The following is a 16892-nucleotide window of genomic DNA, read 5'->3' as shown; positions in this document are numbered from 1 at the left end:
CGATCTTGTATGTTCAGTCGGTCGCGCGAAATATTGTTTTGTCGCTAAATCTTTAAAAATAAATAATTAAATCAGTTTTTTCCTGAATGGAATTGCTAACTCTTGCGAGAACGATTTTTGATCTTCCAGCGATAAAGCGGTCGCAGGATTTCCCGCTTCAGCTTATCGGGCAGGGATCGGGATTTCTGGATGGTGCTGCCGCCCAGACGCACCGACACCTCGCGCACGCCGCCGGGCAGGACGGAAAGCGGCTTCAGTCCCGTCACCCAGTTCATCTGCGCCGTGGTGTCGACCGGCCGGTCGAAAGTTTCGGTCGCGGCCAGCAGCCGTCTCGCCGCGTCGCGCCCGACAAGCTGGGCGACCATGCCGAGGCCGACCGGTACGGGCAGGATCACGCGCACGCCATCGATATTCAGCACTTCGCGGCCTGTTTCCCGCTCGCGGAAAGGAAAGCGGATGAAGCTGTCATGGTCGACAAGCTGCAACGCGGCCTGAAAAGCGGCGGCAAATTCCGGCGTCAGCTCCACGTCATCTTCCAGCACAAAACCGGCGTCGATCTTCTGATCGACGATGGCCTGCCATGCCTTGCGATGCGAGAGAAAGCAGGCAATCTCATTGGTGCCCAGCGGAAAGGGATAGTGGGGCTTGTGCACCGAGCGGCGATAAACGCGCTGGATGGTTTCTCCATCAAGCACACGCCCGTCAATGGCGTCGATCACCTCGGCCCGCATGGGCAGGTTTTCGATGAGATGCGCCACCTGCGGCTGGCGATCGCTCGCCCGCTTCAGATGGATGATGAAGGCCTTCACGGCCCTTTTCGGGCCGTCTGGTTTTTGTTGCGTGGCGGGCTTTTGCGATCCGCCTTGCGCTGGAGAGTCATGACGCGTTTCGTTCATGGTCTCTATGTAGCGTGGAGCCGACGAAAAAGCTTCAGGATTTTTGCCGGAAAGGAGCGGCGATCAGACCGGCTTCCAGCCCGGTTCCACAAGATCGGCTTCGGCGCGCCACAGATCGGCATAATCGACATTCTGCCAGTCTTTGAACCAGGGACCGCCACTGGTGTAATGCACGACTTTCGGCAGGCCGTGTTCGGGCTTTTCGTTCCAGCCTTCAAGCCAGTTATACTCGGTCGGCAAGGCGCCGATTTCATCATCGGCAGCCCATTGCATGCGATGCAGAAAAGCGCCTGTTTCGCGGTTGACCAGTTCCGGCGTCAGCTGCTGCGTCGAAGGATGCGCGCAATTGAACAACATGCAGGACGACCAGTTCTTGCGCGGATAGGTGGTCTGCACCTTGCCATCCATCTTGACGCTGTCTTTCGGCTGATAGTCGTGCTGCACGCAGTAAACCGCCTTCGACGGGTCGTTATAGGCCTGCAGCCCGGCAATATCGCCGAGAAACAGGAAGTCGCAATCGCAAAACAGCGCCCAGCCCTTGTAGCCGGCAAGCCAGGGCGTGAAGAACCGCGAATAGGTGAATTCCGTGGACGCCAGCGGGTCGATGTCACGCGTATAGACGCCCTGATCGACCAGATCCTGCAACTTGATCGGTACGATCTCCAGCGGAATGGAAGAATGTTTCAGCGCCGAGGCCCTGGCGACTTCATAGGCGATCGGTTCGCGGGAGTCCCAGCCAATAAAAATGCGTAACGGTTCAGTCATTCAAATACTCCTTTTAACGAGATTTGTGGCGAAGGCCCGAGCAGGTCGGGCTATTCGATGATGCTGATGCGCCCGGAAGCCACTTGTCTTTCGACCCAGCTGCGCTCGTCGCCCCATGCGTGGCGTTTCCAGCCTTCCCAGGTGAAACCGCACAGCTTCACGTCCCAGCTTTCGGCGGGGCATTTGCCCAGCATGTGCCAGATGCCGAAAAAGCCGGTGCTGGGAAAAACCTTGCTCAGCTGCTCCTCGCTGACGCCCAGTTCCTTGCAGCCAGCCATATAGAACTGCGGCGGCATGATGCGGATTTCCTTGCCCGCAGCGCCCACGACTTCGATGGTTTCGGCGGTCCAGTCGGAACGACGCCCCTTGAGACGCGACAGGATATTCGGCTTGGGGTGATAAAGACGCATGATGCTCGGGTGATAGGCGAGCATGACTTCCTTCGCGGCCCGGAAGGTCGGGGTTTGCACGAAGCCCGGATCGCGCAGGCGGCGCTGCATCGGCTTGCTGGAGGTGGCCAGTATCAGGAGGTCGGTCCGCGTGCCGCTCATGCCGATCGATTGCTTGGGCTCGTTGAAACGCACCACGAAATCTGCAGCATCAACCTCGCGCGACAGGTCGCGGGGTAAAGGGGCATTACCGACTATAATGAGAGTTTTCTTCATTTTTACCGGCGGGAATCGACTTGAAAGACGTTCTGCTTCCCGTCTAACCGGAATTTTTATATTTTAAAAGCATTAGCTAATTTAGATAAAAAAGAATGTTGGCTGATTTGCAGGATTTCCCCAATCACAATGCAGCCATGCAGTATCTGCACTTCTCAAACGCGTTTGAAAGGCGGAAGCTCATTTTTGGGAGGAAGATAAAAACAAGGGGATACCGCCATGAGCCTTCCAATCAATCTTCGTACCCAATTCAATCGCTGGATGCAGTATTGCGAAAACCTGCGCGAGCTTGAAAGCTGCAGCGACCGCGAACTGAGCGATCTCGGCCTCAGCCGCAACGACATCCGCCGCGTGGCGCGCGAAGCCGCTTACGCCGCAGCCTGACAATGCGGGCAAAAGGAGCCCATCGCGTTCGGCATGAAACCGGACGCGGGCTCCAGTCGCGGTGGAATGTTAGCCGTTAAACATCTCCAGGCTTCTTGAAGCGGACGTGAATATCGTCGCCCGCAAGATCGAAACCGGCATAGTTGCGCTGGAAGGCGATCAAGGCGTCATTGACGCCCTTGGAATAATCGTCGTCCTGCACTTCGATATGGTGCCGGTAGAGGATCCTGTCGCCTTTGTAGAATATAACCTGACCTTCCATCATAGCCTCCTTCTCAGCTGATAAGCATCAAGACGGAACGCCGCCGGATGGCGCGTAAAGTCGGTGTATCTATTTGAGATAGGCGACGACCCGCGCGCTTCAAGGGGTTTTTGACGTTCCACCGCTTGCAAGTGTCAGCCAGGCCCGCGCCGCATGGGACAGAAACGCGCCTTTGCGCCAGATCAGAGCCATGTTCCAGTTCATGTCCGCATCGGTGATTTTCTGAATGCGGACGCCGGAATGATGGCGTTGCTCGGCGATCATCAGGGGCAGGAAGCCGACGCCCATGCCCGCTGCCACCAACTCGACGATGAAATCGATCTGACTGGAACGCACCGCGACATTGGGGGCAAAGCCATGCTGCTGGCAGGCATCGAGGATGATATGATTGAGTGCAAAGCCGCTTTCAAAAAGAATGAAAGGCAAGCCTGCGATCTGGTCCAGCGTCACGCCGTCGCCTTTGGCGGCCTCATGGGTCGCGGGCAGCAGGGCGACGACCGGCTCGCAGCGTACATCCTGCCACTCGAAACTGTCCTCAACAGGCAGAAGCGAGGCGGCAAGCTCGACATCACCCGCCAGCAACAGCTCTTCCAGGCGGCGGCTGCCATGCTCGACCAGCTGAATGTCGATATCCGGGTGAAGCTTGGTATAGGCGGCGAAAACCGGCGCAAACAGCACGCTGGAGCCGATGGGCGGCAGGCCGAGGCGCAGCAGACCGCGTTTCAGGCCGCGCAATTCGCCCAGTTCCGCCAGCATATCGTCTTTCTCGGCCAGCATGGCGATAGATCGGCGATAGACGATTTCGCCCGCAGCCGTCAGGCGGGGCGGGGAAGCGTCGCGGTCGAGAAGGGCAAGGCCCAGCTCTTCCTCCAGCTGCTTCACTGCCTTGCTGACGGTGGACTGGGTCGCGTGAATGGCTCTGGCCGCGGCGGAAAACCCGCCCTGCCGCACCACCTCCACAAATGCCTGAAAGCTCCTCAAGTTCATGAGCTATTCTATATCGGAATAGCTGCAATGAAATCAATTCATTTCTAGAATAAGCCATGACGGCCTATATTGTTGTTCACAAGAGACCGAATTCAAACGGGTCAACGCCCGGGAAGAAGCCAATGAACGCCTCCAAAAATGCCCGTACTCTCGCCGTCCGCTTCCGCTATGCGCTGCACCACAGCCGCATGATGCAGATTGCGACGCTGGTCGGCTTCTGGCTGGCGGGTGAAGCTTTCGTCCGCGTGGTTGGCCTGCCCCTGCCGGGTGGCATCATCGGCATGGCGCTGGTGTTGGCGCTTTTGTTGAGCGGGCGCGTCAGCCTGTTCAGCATGAAGCGCGGCGCGGAATGGTTTCTGGCGGAAATGCTGCTGTTCTTCGTGCCCGCCGTTCTGGCGATCCTTGAGCATCGCGAACTGATCGGTGTGCTTGGCCTCAAGATCATGGCCGTCATCCTGCTCGGCACGCTGACGGTGATGAGCGTCACCGCATTGACGGTAGACCTCTGCTATCGCTGGAGCCTCCGTTATGCTGCCAAGTAACCCCTTCGTGGCAACGCTGTTCTGGTCGGCGGCCACGATCCTGCTTTATCTCGCGGCCAAGCGCGTTTATCGCCGCTTTCCCCTATGGTGGCTGACGCCTTTGGCCGTCACGCCGCTTCTGCTGATGGGGCTGGTTGTCGCGCTTGATGAAAACTATCGCGGCTATTTCGGCGCCACCCACTGGCTGGTGGCGCTGCTCGGCCCTGCAACGGTTGCCTTCGCCATTCCCATCTATCAGCAGCGCGCGACCATCCGCCGGTACTGGCCGGTTTTGCTGGCTGGTGTGCTGGTCGGCAGTTCATCGGCCATGGCTTCGGCCTGGGGGCTGGCGCATCTGCTGGGCTTGAACGAGGCGATCAGCCTCAGCCTGATGCCGCGTTCGATGAGCACGCCGTTCGCCATGACGGTTTCGGGCGACATTGGCGGCACGCCGGACCTGACTGCCATCTTCGTGGTGCTGACCGGTGTTTTCGGCGCGGCGCTTGGCGAAGTGATGCTCAACTGGCTGCCGCTGCGCTCCGCACTGGCGCGCGGCGCACTGTTCGGCATGGGAGCGCATGGCGCCGGTGTGGCAAAGGCCCACCAGATCGGCAGCGAGGAAGGTTCCATCGCCGGTCTCGTCATGGTGCTGGTTGGACTGGTGAATGTACTGGCTGCGCCGATGATTGCACATTTCCTCTAAATCGCTGATTATAAATATAAATCTTCCTTCAGAAGCGCCCGTTTTTGCGGGCGCTTTTGCATTTTCCGCAGATGCCTTTTTCTTGAGCAGTGCGGAATTTGCATAACTGACATGCATTATTGGCCGTTGTTGTATAAAGTACAGCGGGTTAGAACTTGGCCATCGAGTTCACTCCTCCTCCCAGAACTCGATACCGGAATACGGCACTCCTCCTCCCAGCCGTATTCGAAGATCAGGCCGCGCATCCTCCTCCCGCGCGGCCTTTTTCTTTTTGTGAGCCTCCCCAAAATCTGCACAAGCCAAACGCTCCATCCGTTGACAATCCGTCACCGTATAGCCCCATGGGCAATCCGCACTGGCTGTACTATCTCTCGTGCAGCTTTATTAGGACGGGAGATCGCAATCATGACCAGTGGCATCCATCATCTCACGCTGATCACGCACAAGGTGCAGGCGAATGTCGATTTCTATGCGGGCTTTCTGGGTCTGCGTATCGTCAAGCGGACGGGCGGCTTCGAGGATGCCGAGCAGCTGCATCTGTTCTATGGCGACCGCTCCGGCACGCCCGGTTCGCTGATCACCTTTCTGGTCTGGGAAGACGGCTCCAAGGGCCGGGTCGGTCACGGGCAGGTCAGCGAAATCGCGCTTTCCATCGACCGCACGGCCATCGGCTTCTGGCTGGAGCGCGCGTTGCGTTATCACGTATCGTCCGAGGGTCCGGTGCAGGAATTTGGCGAGCCGGTTTTGCGGCTGCGCGATCCCGATGGCGTGATCGTCAAGCTGGTCGGCAGCGATCTTGCGGCCAATGACCCGTGGTCCGGTGAGGGCATTCCGGCTGAATTCGCCATTCGCCGGATACGCTCCGCCACCATCCTGTCGGAGCAGCCCGAACAGACCGCCGCATTCATCGAGCGATATTTCGGCTTTCGCCATCAGGGGAAGGAAGAAACCATCGACCGGCTGGTCTCCGATTCCGGTGACGCCATCGATGTGCGCGATGCGAGCGGCTTCTGGCCCGGCATTCCGGGGACCGGCATTGCCGATCATGTGGCGTTTCGCGCCCGCACGACCGACGATGTGACGACGCTGGAAAAGGAGCTGTCCAAGCTCAATTCCAGCGAGGTCAATGTGCATGACCGCAAATATTTCACCTCGCTCTATGTTCGTGAGCCGGGCGGAACCCTGTTCGAATTTGCCACCGACGCCCCTGGTTTTACCGTGGATGAGCCGGTGGAAACATTGGGGCAGCTTCTGTTCGTGCCGCCGGGCAATGAGAAACAGGCCCAGGCAATCCGCGCCCGCATGCCGCAATTCGGCCTGCCGGGTGAGGAGCGGGTGATCTATCGCGATCTGCCCTTCGTCCATCGAGTTCACCTGCCGGAAGATCCGGATGGCAGCACGCTGATCCTGCTGCACGGTTCGGGCGGCAATGAGAATGATCTCATGCCGCTCGCCCGGCTGGCCGCGCCGCGCGCCACGCTGATCGGTGTTCGCGGTCGCAGCACGGAGGAGGGCATTCAGCGCTGGTTCCGCCGTTTCGATCAGAAGCGGTTCGATCAGAAGGACATCCGGTTCGAAGCGGAAGCCTTTGAGGCTTTCGTTGAGGGCGCGATTGCGGCCTATGACATCGACCCGGACCGACTGGCCTTTATCGGCAATTCCAACGGGGCAAACCTGCTTGCGGCCTTCATGCGGCTTCATCCGCATATCGTGCGCAAGGCGGTTCTGCTGCGCCCTTCGGAAGTTCTGGAGGAACAGCCGGACGCCGATCTCTCCGACGCTGCCGTTCTTCAATTGAACGGCGCAGCCGATCCGTTCGGCGATGCTTCGGGCGCATTGGCAAAGGCGCTGCGGGATGATGGTGCCGATATCGATGTTCACGCCATCGAGGGCTGGCATGGCCTGACCGACGACGATACTCGCCTCACAGGCGATTGGCTGAAGCAGAAACTCTGAATGCCTCGTCGATCAAACGAAAAAAGGGCCGCCGGATTTCTCCGGCGGCCCTTTTTATTTGCTTAGTCCAGCGGCTTGAGGCCTTTTTCGATGGCTGCGCGCTTGCTTTCGAGGAAAGGCGGCAGCGACAGGCTTTCGCCGAGGCTCTCCAGCGGTTCATCGACGGCAAAGCCCGGACCGTCGGTTGCGATTTCGAACAGGATACCGTTCGGTTCGCGGAAATAGAGCGAACGGAAATAGTAACGCTCGACTTCACCGCTGGACGGCACCCTGAGCGACCGCAGGCGTTCGACCCATTCCTGCATGCTTTCCTGATCCGGCGTGCGGAAGGCGACATGGTGCACCGCTCCCGCACCCTGCCATGCTGTCGGCAGGTTGGGCTGCACGGCGACATGAAGTTCGGCAGCCGCGCCGCCCGGTCCCATCGAGAAGACATGCACATGGCCTTCGCCATCGGGCGAGGCATAGTCGCCGGTCTCGCTCATGTTCATCAGCTTTTCGAGCACGATCCTGGTCGGCGCGAGGTCGGGGACGCTCAGCGTTATCGGGCCGAGGCCACGAATCTGCCTCTCGGCGGGTACGGGGCTTCTGTCCCAGCTATGGGCGTCGCCCGCGCCGCCATCGTCGGTCAGCCGCAGACGCTGGCCTTCCGGGTCTTCGAAATCGAGTACGGCGCGACCGGCCACTTCAAAAATATCGCCGGCTTCGATGCCCTGTTCGTTCAGGCGCTTGCGCCACCAGTCGAGGCTTTCGACGCCATTCACGCGCAGGCCCGTGCGGGCCACGCTGTTGGTGCCGCGGCGTTCGCGCTCGACCGGCCAGTCGAAGAAGGTGATGTCGGTGCCCGGCGATGCCAGACCATCGGCATAGAACAGATGGTAGGCGCTGGTGTCGTCCTGATTGACGGTCTTCTTGACGAGCCGCAGCCCGAGCGTATCGGTGTAGAAGCGCCGGTTGGCCGGTGCATTGGCGGTGATGGCCGTCAGGTGGTGCAGTCCGGTAAGTTCCAAAGCCATAACTGCCTCCTTTGTTCAGGGAGTTGCGTTTGCTGTTGGTCCCTATATCGTCCGTTGGGGCGTTCCGGAAAAGTGCTGGTTGCTGAACAGTGTGTAACCGATAAGCCGCAGCCGTGGCCTGATCGTTCGGTGGTGGATAAAAGGGGCTTGGCAGAGCTTGGCCCGTCAAGAATATATTAACCTGCAAAATTCGCAGTGTAAAAGAAACGCGAATTCATTGACGTGGCGTGTCTGGCCTTTCAGAAATCAGGTCTGATTTCGGTGCGAAGCGGTGGCGTAAAGGGAGCTTGGTTTTGCAGAGCATGTTTCGTCGGGCTGTGCCTGCATTGCTTGTTTTGGTGACGCTGCTCGCAGGTTGCGCCAGTCGTCCTGAAGGCGTGCTTGTGCCGGTGGGCGAGGTTACATCGCCCGGAACGACCAAGGTTGATCTGCTCGTCGCAACCACCCGCCGCCCATCTGACAATCCCGGCATTCTGTTCTCCGGCGAGCGCGACAAGCTTGTCTCGATCAATGATATCGTCGTATCCATCCCGCCGGAAAAGAACCGCAAGGCCGGCGAAGTGCAGTGGCCAAAGAAGCTGCCGCCCAATCCGCAGACCGATTTTGCCACCGTCAGTGTAACACCGCTCAAGACCGATGTTGAGAAGGCAGGTTGGGTTCGCCCGCACCTCACCAAGAGCCGCCGCGTGATGGTGTTCGTGCACGGCTTCAACAACACGTTTGAAGATTCCGTCTACCGCTTTGCCCAGATCGTGCATGATTCCGGGGCCGATGTTGCGCCGGTGATCTTTACCTGGCCGTCGCGCGCCAGCGTGTTCGACTATAATTACGACAAGGAAAGCACCAACTATTCCCGCGACGCGCTGGAACAGATCCTTCGCGCCATCGCCCGTGAGCCGGAGGTGAAGGACATCACCGTGATGGCCCATTCGATGGGCAGCTGGCTGACGGTTGAAGCGCTGCGCCAGATGGCGATCCGCGACGGGCGCGTGAATGCCAAGATCACCGATGTCATTCTGGCTTCACCCGATCTCGACGTCGATGTGTTTGCCAAGCAGTTTCTGGCGATGGGCAAGGACCATCCGCGCTTCACGCTGTTCACCTCGCGTGACGACCGCGCGCTTGCACTGTCGCGGCGCATTTCCGGTAATATCGACCGCCTCGGCCAGATCGATCCGTCCATAGAGCCTTATCGTTCGGGGCTTGAAAAGGCGGGCATTACCGTCATCGATCTTACCAAGCTCAAATCGGGTGATCGCCTCAATCACGGCAAGTTTGCCTCAAGCCCCGAGGTCGTGCAGCTGATCGGCCAGCGCCTTGTTGCAGGCCAGACCATCACGGATTCGCAGATCGGTCTCGGTGATCGTCTGGGCGCCGTGGCCATCGGCACGGCGCAAGGCGTCGGTACGGCGGCCTCTCTCGTGGTCACAGCGCCGATTGCCGTGTTCGATCCGAAAACCCGCAAGACCTATGACGAGCAGATCGACCGTTTTGGTCGCGCTGTCGGCAATACGGTGGGAGCGGTGGCGACCCCGACGCAATAAGCGGCTTGGTGCGCCTTGCCTTCGCTGTTGTCATATTTGAGTTGACGCTGTAGGACTCGCGGCCATCAGAAGATCGGCCCGCGAGGAGGAACGCGTATGCAGATTATCCGCACCATCGAGGAATTGCGGCAGGTTCTGGCGCCTGCGCGTCGTGCGGGCAAGCGCATCGGCTTCGTGCCGACCATGGGCTATCTTCACAAAGGCCATCTGGAACTTGTACATCGTTCCCGCGCCGACAATGACTTGACCATCGTGTCGATCTTCGTCAATCCGCTGCAATTTGGCGCGAATGAAGATCTCGACAAATATCCGCGCGATCTGGAGCGCGATGCGGCTCTGTTGCGCGGGGCAGAGGTCGATTACCTCTTCGCACCAGCCGTCAGCGACATGTATCCGCGCCCGATGCAGACGGTGGTGGATGTGCCGACGCTCGGCAATCAGATGGAAGGCGAGGCGCGTCCCGGCCACTTCGCCGGGGTCGCGACGGTGGTGAGCAAGCTCTTCAATATCGTCGGTCCCGATGCCGCCTATTTCGGCGAAAAGGATTTTCAGCAACTCGTCATCATCCGCCGCATGGTGGAGGATATGGCCATTCCGGTGCGCGTCGTCGGCGTGGAGACGGTGCGGGAGGATGACGGGCTCGCCTGTTCGTCGCGCAATGTCTATCTGACGCCCGCTGAGCGTGCTGCCGCCATCATCGTGCCGAAGGCGCTTGATGAGGCTGAGCGGCTTTATCGCTCCGGTGTGGATGATCCCGATGCGCTGGAAGCGGCAATTCGCGCCTATATCGCCACGGAGCCGCTGGCGACGCCGGAAGTAGTGGCGCTGCGCGACCCCGAAACGCTGGAGCGCCTGACGGTGGTGCAGGGGCGTCCGGTGCTGCTTGCGCTGTTCGTGCGGCTTGGCACGACGCGGCTCCTCGATAATCGTGTCATTGCGCATGTCGCGCAGGAACAGGCGGCCTGACATGAGCGCACCCGTCAAACAGAAGCGACTGACGCCCAAGGCCATTTCAGCCCTGAAGGGCGAGCGCCCGATTGTCAGCCTCACCGCTTATACGACACCGATTGCGCGTCTGCTCGATCCGCATTGCGACCTGCTGCTGGTGGGGGATTCGCTCGGCATGGTGCTTTACGGCATGGATTCCACCCTTGCCGTGACGCTCGACATGATGGTCGCCCATGGGCAGGCGGTGATGCGCGGAGCCGAGACGGCCTGCGTCATCGTCGATATGCCGTTCGGTTCCTATCAGGAATCGAAGGAACAGGCGTTTCGCAACGCCGTTCGCGTGATGCAGGAAACTGGCTGTGATGGCGTCAAGCTCGAAGGCGGCGAAGAAATGGCCGAAACGGTCGATTTTCTGGTGCGGCGCGGCATTCCGGTCTTCGGCCATGTCGGTTTGATGCCGCAACAGGTCAACACGGTCGGCGGTTTTCGCTCGCTCGGACGCGGCGACGAGGAAGCCGACCGCATCCGCCGTGACGCGCAGGCCATTGCCGATGCCGGCGTGTTTGCGCTGGTGATTGAAGGCACGGTGGAGCCGCTGGCGCGCGAGATCACCGGTGCCCTTGCCATTCCGACCGTCGGCATCGGTGCGTCGGCGGCTTGCGACGGGCAGATACTCGTCTCCGACGATATGCTGGGGCTGTTTCAGGATTTCACGCCGCGCTTCGTGAAGCGCTTTGCGCAACTGGCGCCGCAGGTGTCCGATGCCGCAAAAGCCTATGCCGAGGAGGTGCGCGCGCGCACATTTCCGGGGCCGGAGCATGTTTTCGGGGCCAAGAGCAAGGCGTAGGCGCTGAAAGCTGTGGCCGGTAACGCACAGCGCCTTGTATTCGTTGGTCAATCGCGTTCAATGTCGGAACTGTTTTCCGGAGTTGCCGTGACCGACGATATTGCCCATACCGAACTGATTGCCGTGCTGGCCGCCGTGACCAGCGAACAGCCGCGCGTCATGACCGTGCGGCAGGGGCAGGCTCTTCCCTCTGGCCCGTTCGAAAGCGAGCATCGTTCGTTGCAATCCGGTCTGCGCGCCTGGGTGCAGTCGGAAACCGCACATCCGGTCGGTTATCTGGAGCAGCTCTACACTTTTGCCGACCGTGACCGTCACGCACAGGGCGAACGCATCATTTCGATCAGCTATCTCGGCCTTGTGCGTGAGAGCGATGCGGCGGCAGGGCAGGCCGGCTGGCGCGGCTGGTATGATTATCTGCCGTGGGAAGATCACCGTCAGGGCGAACCGGCCATCATGGAGCATCTCAACAATGCGCTCCTTGTCTGGGCCTATCGGGCCGAAACGCCGGAACTGACCGCGCAGCGCATGCGGCGTATCGCCTTCACCTTCGGCTTTGAAAATGGCGAGTGGGGCGGGCGCTGGAACGAAGACCTCGTGCTGCAACGCTATGAACTGCTGTTCGAAGCCGGTCTGGTGGCGGAAGCTGGGATGAAGGAAGACGAGAACGGTCGCTCCATGTTTGCCGATCATCGCCGCATCCTTGCCACGGCCATTGCGCGACTGCGCGCCAAGATCAAATATCGCCCGGTGGTGTTCGAATTGATGCCGGACAGTTTTACGCTTCTGCAATTGCAGCGCACGGTCGAAGCGCTGGCCGGTCTGCGCCTGCACAAGCAGAATTTCCGCCGCCTGATCGAGCAGCAGGATCTGGTCGAGGAAACCGGCGAAAGCGATAGCGAAACCGGCGGTCGCCCGGCAAAACTCTTCCGTTTCCGTTACTCGATTGTCGAGGAACGCGCCCTTTCCGAGCGCCATCTGGCTGGAGCCAAGCTGCCAATCTCCCGCGATTGACAATATACTCGAATCGAGTATAAGTTCATAAACATGAAATGCTCAGATTGAGTATAATGGGTAGGCTCGGGAGGCCCAACCATGAACGATCATGTTTCCGTTTCGCAACTCTATGACCGCGTGGCCAAGGTGCTACCCAAGGCGGAGTGGCTGGGCTTCGAAGACGATGTCGCAGCCATTCTCGAATTGAAGAAAAAACGCAATGCGGTGATCCTTGCGCATAATTACCAGACGCCTGAAATCTTCCATTGCGTGGCTGATATTGTCGGCGACAGTCTGGCGCTGGCCCGCAAGGCTGCGGAGGTCGATGCCGATGTGATCGTGCTGGCGGGTGTGCATTTCATGGCCGAGACGGCGAAGCTGCTTAATCCCGGCAAGACGGTGCTGATCCCCGATATGGGCGCGGGCTGTTCACTGGCCGACAGCATCACGCCGGAAGATGTGGCGTTGTTGCGGCAGGCGCATCCGGGCGTGCCAATCATCACCTATGTCAATACATCTGCTGCCGTGAAGGCGGCGTCCGACATTTGCTGCACTTCCGGGAATGCCAAGAAAGTGGTGGAGTCGCTTGGCGTGCCGCGTGTGCTGATGATCCCCGACGAGTTTCTGGCGCAGAATGTGGCGCGCGAAACCAATGTCGAAATTCTCGCCTGGCATGGCCATTGCGAGGTACATGAGCGGTTCACGCCCGACGATATCCGTGAATTGCGTGAAAGCCATCCCGGCGTGGTGGTTCTGGCCCATCCCGAATGCCCGCCGGAAGTGGTGGCGGTCGCCGATTTTGCCGGTTCCACAGCGGTCATGTCGGACTATGTCGGCGAGAAGAAGCCGCAGCGTGTCGTGCTTTTGACCGAATGCTCGATGAGCGACAATGTCGCCGTCGATCACCCGGATGTGGAGTTCATCCGCCCGTGCAATCTCTGCCCGCATATGAAGCGGATCACGCTCGCCAATATTCGCGACGCGCTGGAAAACAACCGTCATGAAGTGACCGTCGATGCAGCATTGATGGAGCCTGCCCGGCGTGCCGTCGAGCGGATGCTGGCGGTATGAATACGGCCCCGGTCCTCGTCATTGGCAGCGGCCTTGCCGGTCTGATGACGGCGCTGACCTTGTCGCCGCAGCCTGTGTTGCTGGTGACGGCGGGAACCCTCGGCCTTTCCGGATCCAGCACGCTGGCACAAGGCGGCATTGCCGCGAGCCTTGGCGCGGATGACAGCGCGGCGCTGCATCTGGCCGATACGATTGCGGCGGGCGACGGCCTGTGTGACGCAGGCGTGGCGGCAGAAATTATCGCGGCAGGCGCGGACGTGGTTGCCGCGCTGGAAGCCCATGGCGTACACTTCGACCGCACGGCGGACGGTTCATTTTCGCTCGGGCTGGAAGCCGCCCATAGTCGCCATCGCATTGTGCATGTGGATGGCGATGGGACCGGCGCTGGCATTATGCGCGCCTTGATTGCGAAAGTGCTGGCGACGCCTTCGATCAACGTCATGGAAAACACCCGCGCCTTGCGGCTCATCCGGCAGGATGGCCGTGTCGCCGGCGCTTGTCTTGAAAATGTCGGTCCGGTTGCAGCGCGCGCCGTGGTGCTGGCGACGGGCGGGATCGGCGGACTTTATAACGCAACGACCACGCCGCTCGGCAATCTCGGCCAAGGGGCCGCTCTGGCAGGCCGTGCAGGCGCTGTGCTGGCCGATATGGAATTTGTGCAATTCCACCCGACCGCGCTAGCCGTTTCCGCGCCGCGTCTGCCGCTGATCAGCGAAGCGGTGCGCGGGGAGGGCGCCAATCTCGTCAATGATCGTGGCGAGCGCTTCATGGCGGATATTCCGGGCCGCGAGCTTGCGCCCCGCGATGTAGTGGCGCGCGCCATCGGCAGCGAGATCGCGCAAGGGCGCAAGGTCTATCTCGATGCGCGTACAGCTCTGGGCGCGCGTTTTGCAACCCGGTTTCCCGGTATCGATACGCTTTGCAAACAACATGGCGTCGATCCGTCCCGCGATATGATCCCGGTCAGACCCGCCACGCATTATCACATGGGCGGCGTCAAGACCGACGCTGACGGTCGCACCAGCTTGCCCGGTCTCTGGGCTGTGGGCGAGGCTGCCTGCACCGGCCTGCATGGCGCCAACCGGCTTGCCAGCAATTCACTGCTTGAAGCCGCCGCCATGGGGTTGCGCGCCGCCCGCGCGATTGGCTGTGAAGAGGCGGTCGCCGTGCGGCATCCCGTGCCGGTCAGCCTGCCGCAGAGCGCGGACGCTGAACCCGTGCGGCACATTGTTTCCCGCCATCTTGGCCTGCTGCGTGATGAAGAAGGTTTGCGCTCTGCAATCACCACCCTTCTCCCCCTCGCGGAGACCGACGATGCCGCAGCCGTGGCGCTGGTCGCTGCGGTTGCGGCATTTGACCGGTGCGAGTCGCGCGGCAGCCATGCCCGCACCGACTATCCCACCAAAAGCACGGATTCAGGCCGCAGCTTTTTCACCTTTCCGGTCGCTTTCGCACTGGCTTGCGAAATCGCCGCGCCTCACCCTGTTACAAGGACTGCATGATGAACCTGCCGCGCTTGTCTCCGCTTGTCGTCGAACCGCTGGTGCGCGCCGCACTTCTGGAAGATCTGGGGCTCGCTGGCGATATCACCAGCAATGCGGTGGTGCCGGAGGATCACCGTTCGGCCATGCTTTTCAGCCTGCGCCAGCCGGGCGTCATTGCCGGGCTGGATGTGGCCGAAATGGCGTTTCGTCTGGTCGATCCGGATGTCAAATTCGAACGTTTGGCGCGGGACGGTCAGTCTCTTGAGAAGGGGGCGGATGTTGCCCGCGTTTCCGGCTCGTCCCGTTCCATTCTGGCGGGGGAGCGCACGGCGCTGAATTTCCTCGGTCACCTCTCCGGTATCGCCACAGCCACCGCCGGCTTGGTGCAGGCGGTCCAAGGCACCAGGGCCTCCATCGTCTGCACGCGCAAGACAACACCGGGGCTGCGCGCCTTGCAGAAATATGCAGTGAGGGCAGGCGGCGGCATGAACCACCGTTTCGCGCTTTATGATGCGGTGCTGATCAAGGACAATCACATCGCAGTTGCTGGCGGTGTGCGTGAGGCCATCGAACGTGCCAAGGCCGGGGCCGGTCACATGGTCAAGATCGAAGTCGAGGTCGATACGCTGCAACAGCTTGATGAGGCGATGGCTGTCGGCGTGGATGCGGTGCTGCTCGACAATATGTCGCCTGCGCAATTGCGCGAGGCGGTGTCGGTGATCGACGGGCGCGCGATTTCGGAAGCGTCCGGCGGGATCACGCCGGAAACGGTGGCGGCGGTGGCTGCCAGCGGCGTTGAGCTGATTTCGGTCGGCTGGACCACGCACAGCGCGCCGAACCTCGATATCGGGCTCGATTTCGAAGAGCTGAAATGAAAATGGGAGGCAATCGCCTCCCTTTTTTCGTCTGCATGGCTGCGAAACTTATTTTTCGACAAAAGCCTTTTCGATCACGAAATGACCGGCTTCGCTCTGGCTGCCTTCCTTGAAACCGCGCTCTTCGAGGAGCTGCTTGGTTTCAGCCAGCATTTCCGGGCTGCCGCACAGCATCACGCGATCGTCTTCCAGATTGAGTTCCGGCATGTCGATATCGGTGAAAATCTGGCCCGAGCGAATGAGGTCGGTGAGGCGTCCGCGGTTCTTGTAAGGCTCGCGGGTGACGGTCGGGTAATAGATGAGCTGCTTTGCCGCCATCTCGCCGAGGAATTCGTCCTGCGGCAATTCGTTGGAAATGAAATCCGTATAGGCCAGTTCCGCCACCTGACGCACGCCATGAACGAGAATGATCTTCTCATAGCGCTCATAGGCTTCCAGATCGCGGATGATCGACAGGAATGGCGCAAGGCCGGTGCCGGTCGAGAGCAGCCACAGATTCTTGCCGGGCTTGAGATTGTCATAGAGCAGCGTGCCGACCGGCTTCTTGGACAGGATGATCTGGTCGCCAACTTTCAAATGCTGGAGCTTGGAAGTCAGCGGACCGTTCGGCACCTTGATCGAGAAGAATTCCAGCCCGTCTTCGTAGAGGCTCGAGGCAATGGAATAGGCACGGGTGAGCGGCTTGCCGTTCACTTCGAGGCCCATCATGATGAACTGGCCGCTCTGGAAGCGGAAGCCCGGATCACGCGTCGTGCGGAAGGAAAACAGCGTGTCGGTCCAGTGATGGATATCGGTGACGGTTTCCTGATTAAAGTTGCTGCTCATCTTCGGAACTGTCTCTGTTGTTCTCCGGCACCACGCTTGGGAGGACGGCGCCTTCAGGATTGGGTCGGTTGGTTTGGTCTTTATCGGTCATTGCTGCGGCCCGCCCGCATGGATGCAACTCCGTGGAGTTTGCATCCTGAGCAGGCAGGC

The 16892-nt window shown here is 60.2% G+C and carries 18 protein-coding genes; 11 read left to right on the top strand and 7 right to left on the bottom strand.

The window, feature by feature from the left end; genetic code table 11:
- Positions 1–95: 95 nt before the first annotated feature.
- The 3 genes from QLQ11_RS06670 to QLQ11_RS06660 form a co-directional block, all read right to left on the bottom strand.
- Positions 96–896, bottom strand: coding sequence for a glycosyltransferase family 25 protein (locus tag QLQ11_RS06670; protein ID WP_109368362.1), 801 nt, complete (start codon positions 894–896; stop codon positions 96–98).
- Positions 897–959: 63 nt separating this feature from the next.
- Entirely contained in the window at positions 960–1661 is a 702-nt protein-coding gene (locus QLQ11_RS06665) for a glycosyltransferase (protein WP_109368363.1), read from the bottom strand.
- A 50-nt stretch (positions 1662–1711) separates the two neighbouring features.
- On the bottom strand, positions 1712–2326 hold the full coding sequence (locus QLQ11_RS06660) for a hypothetical protein (RefSeq protein ID WP_109368364.1): 615 nt from the start codon (positions 2324–2326) through the stop codon (positions 1712–1714).
- Between the two features lie 219 nt (positions 2327–2545).
- Here QLQ11_RS06660 and QLQ11_RS06655 point away from each other — a divergent pair, with 219 nt between their 5' ends.
- Positions 2546–2710: a DUF1127 domain-containing protein gene (locus QLQ11_RS06655; protein WP_210261360.1), complete on the top strand. Its 165-nt coding sequence runs from the start codon at positions 2546–2548 to the stop codon at positions 2708–2710.
- Positions 2711–2786: 76 nt separating this feature from the next.
- Here QLQ11_RS06655 and QLQ11_RS06650 read toward each other — a convergent pair whose 3' ends face one another.
- Entirely contained in the window at positions 2787–2972 is a 186-nt protein-coding gene (locus tag QLQ11_RS06650) for a hypothetical protein (protein ID WP_109370167.1), read from the bottom strand.
- Between the two features lie 99 nt (positions 2973–3071).
- Entirely contained in the window at positions 3072–3959 is an 888-nt protein-coding gene (locus tag QLQ11_RS06645; protein WP_109368365.1) for a LysR family transcriptional regulator, read from the bottom strand.
- Between the two features lie 122 nt (positions 3960–4081).
- Here QLQ11_RS06645 and QLQ11_RS06640 point away from each other — a divergent pair, with 122 nt between their 5' ends.
- The 3 genes from QLQ11_RS06640 (at position 4082) to QLQ11_RS06630 (ending at position 7139) form a co-directional block, all read left to right on the top strand.
- The gene (locus QLQ11_RS06640; RefSeq protein WP_109368366.1) at positions 4082–4501 is read left to right on the top strand and encodes a CidA/LrgA family protein; all 420 of its coding nucleotides are present in this window, start codon (positions 4082–4084) and stop codon (positions 4499–4501) included.
- Complete coding sequence (locus QLQ11_RS06635; RefSeq protein ID WP_109368367.1) at positions 4488–5183, top strand: LrgB family protein; 696 nt, start codon at positions 4488–4490, stop codon at positions 5181–5183. The genes QLQ11_RS06640 and QLQ11_RS06635 overlap by 14 nt, the downstream gene beginning before the upstream one ends.
- 405 nt (positions 5184–5588) lie before the next feature.
- Positions 5589–7139, top strand: coding sequence for a VOC family protein (locus tag QLQ11_RS06630; protein ID WP_283736027.1), 1551 nt, complete (start codon positions 5589–5591; stop codon positions 7137–7139).
- Between the two features lie 62 nt (positions 7140–7201).
- Here the strand turns inward: QLQ11_RS06630 and QLQ11_RS06625 are convergent, their stop codons facing one another.
- The gene (locus QLQ11_RS06625) at positions 7202–8155 is read right to left on the bottom strand and encodes a ring-cleaving dioxygenase (protein WP_109368369.1); all 954 of its coding nucleotides are present in this window, start codon (positions 8153–8155) and stop codon (positions 7202–7204) included.
- 302 nt (positions 8156–8457) lie between these two features.
- Between QLQ11_RS06625 and QLQ11_RS06620 the strand changes: the two genes are divergently transcribed.
- The 7 genes from QLQ11_RS06620 (at position 8458) to nadC (ending at position 15917) form a co-directional block, all read left to right on the top strand.
- On the top strand, positions 8458–9699 hold the full coding sequence (locus tag QLQ11_RS06620) for an alpha/beta hydrolase (RefSeq protein ID WP_109368370.1): 1242 nt from the start codon (positions 8458–8460) through the stop codon (positions 9697–9699).
- 96 nt (positions 9700–9795) lie between these two features.
- On the top strand, positions 9796–10665 hold the full coding sequence (gene panC / locus QLQ11_RS06615) for a pantoate--beta-alanine ligase (protein WP_109368371.1): 870 nt from the start codon (positions 9796–9798) through the stop codon (positions 10663–10665).
- A gap of 1 nt (position 10666) precedes the next feature.
- The gene (panB, locus tag QLQ11_RS06610; protein WP_109368372.1) at positions 10667–11494 is read left to right on the top strand and encodes a 3-methyl-2-oxobutanoate hydroxymethyltransferase; all 828 of its coding nucleotides are present in this window, start codon (positions 10667–10669) and stop codon (positions 11492–11494) included.
- A gap of 60 nt (positions 11495–11554) precedes the next feature.
- Positions 11555–12505, top strand: a complete 951-nt coding sequence (locus QLQ11_RS06605) for a hypothetical protein (RefSeq protein ID WP_109370168.1) — start codon at positions 11555–11557, stop codon at positions 12503–12505.
- A gap of 81 nt (positions 12506–12586) precedes the next feature.
- On the top strand, positions 12587–13558 hold the full coding sequence (gene nadA, locus QLQ11_RS06600) for a quinolinate synthase NadA (RefSeq protein WP_109368373.1): 972 nt from the start codon (positions 12587–12589) through the stop codon (positions 13556–13558).
- A complete protein-coding gene (locus QLQ11_RS06595; RefSeq protein WP_283736028.1) occupies positions 13555–15060 on the top strand; it encodes an L-aspartate oxidase in 1506 nt (501 codons plus the stop codon). Before nadA ends, QLQ11_RS06595 begins: the two co-directional genes overlap by 4 nt.
- On the top strand, positions 15060–15917 hold the full coding sequence (gene nadC / locus QLQ11_RS06590) for a carboxylating nicotinate-nucleotide diphosphorylase (protein ID WP_109370169.1): 858 nt from the start codon (positions 15060–15062) through the stop codon (positions 15915–15917). The genes QLQ11_RS06595 and nadC overlap by 1 nt, the downstream gene beginning before the upstream one ends.
- A gap of 48 nt (positions 15918–15965) precedes the next feature.
- Here the strand turns inward: nadC and QLQ11_RS06585 are convergent, their stop codons facing one another.
- The gene (locus tag QLQ11_RS06585; protein WP_078337945.1) at positions 15966–16742 is read right to left on the bottom strand and encodes a ferredoxin--NADP reductase; all 777 of its coding nucleotides are present in this window, start codon (positions 16740–16742) and stop codon (positions 15966–15968) included.
- Positions 16743–16892 lie beyond the last annotated feature (150 nt).

The organism is Ochrobactrum sp. SSR (assembly GCF_030067775.1).
GTDB classification, from domain to species: Bacteria; Pseudomonadota; Alphaproteobacteria; order Rhizobiales; family Rhizobiaceae; genus Brucella; species Brucella teleogrylli.
This window is presented reverse-complemented; position numbering and strand designations above follow the sequence as displayed.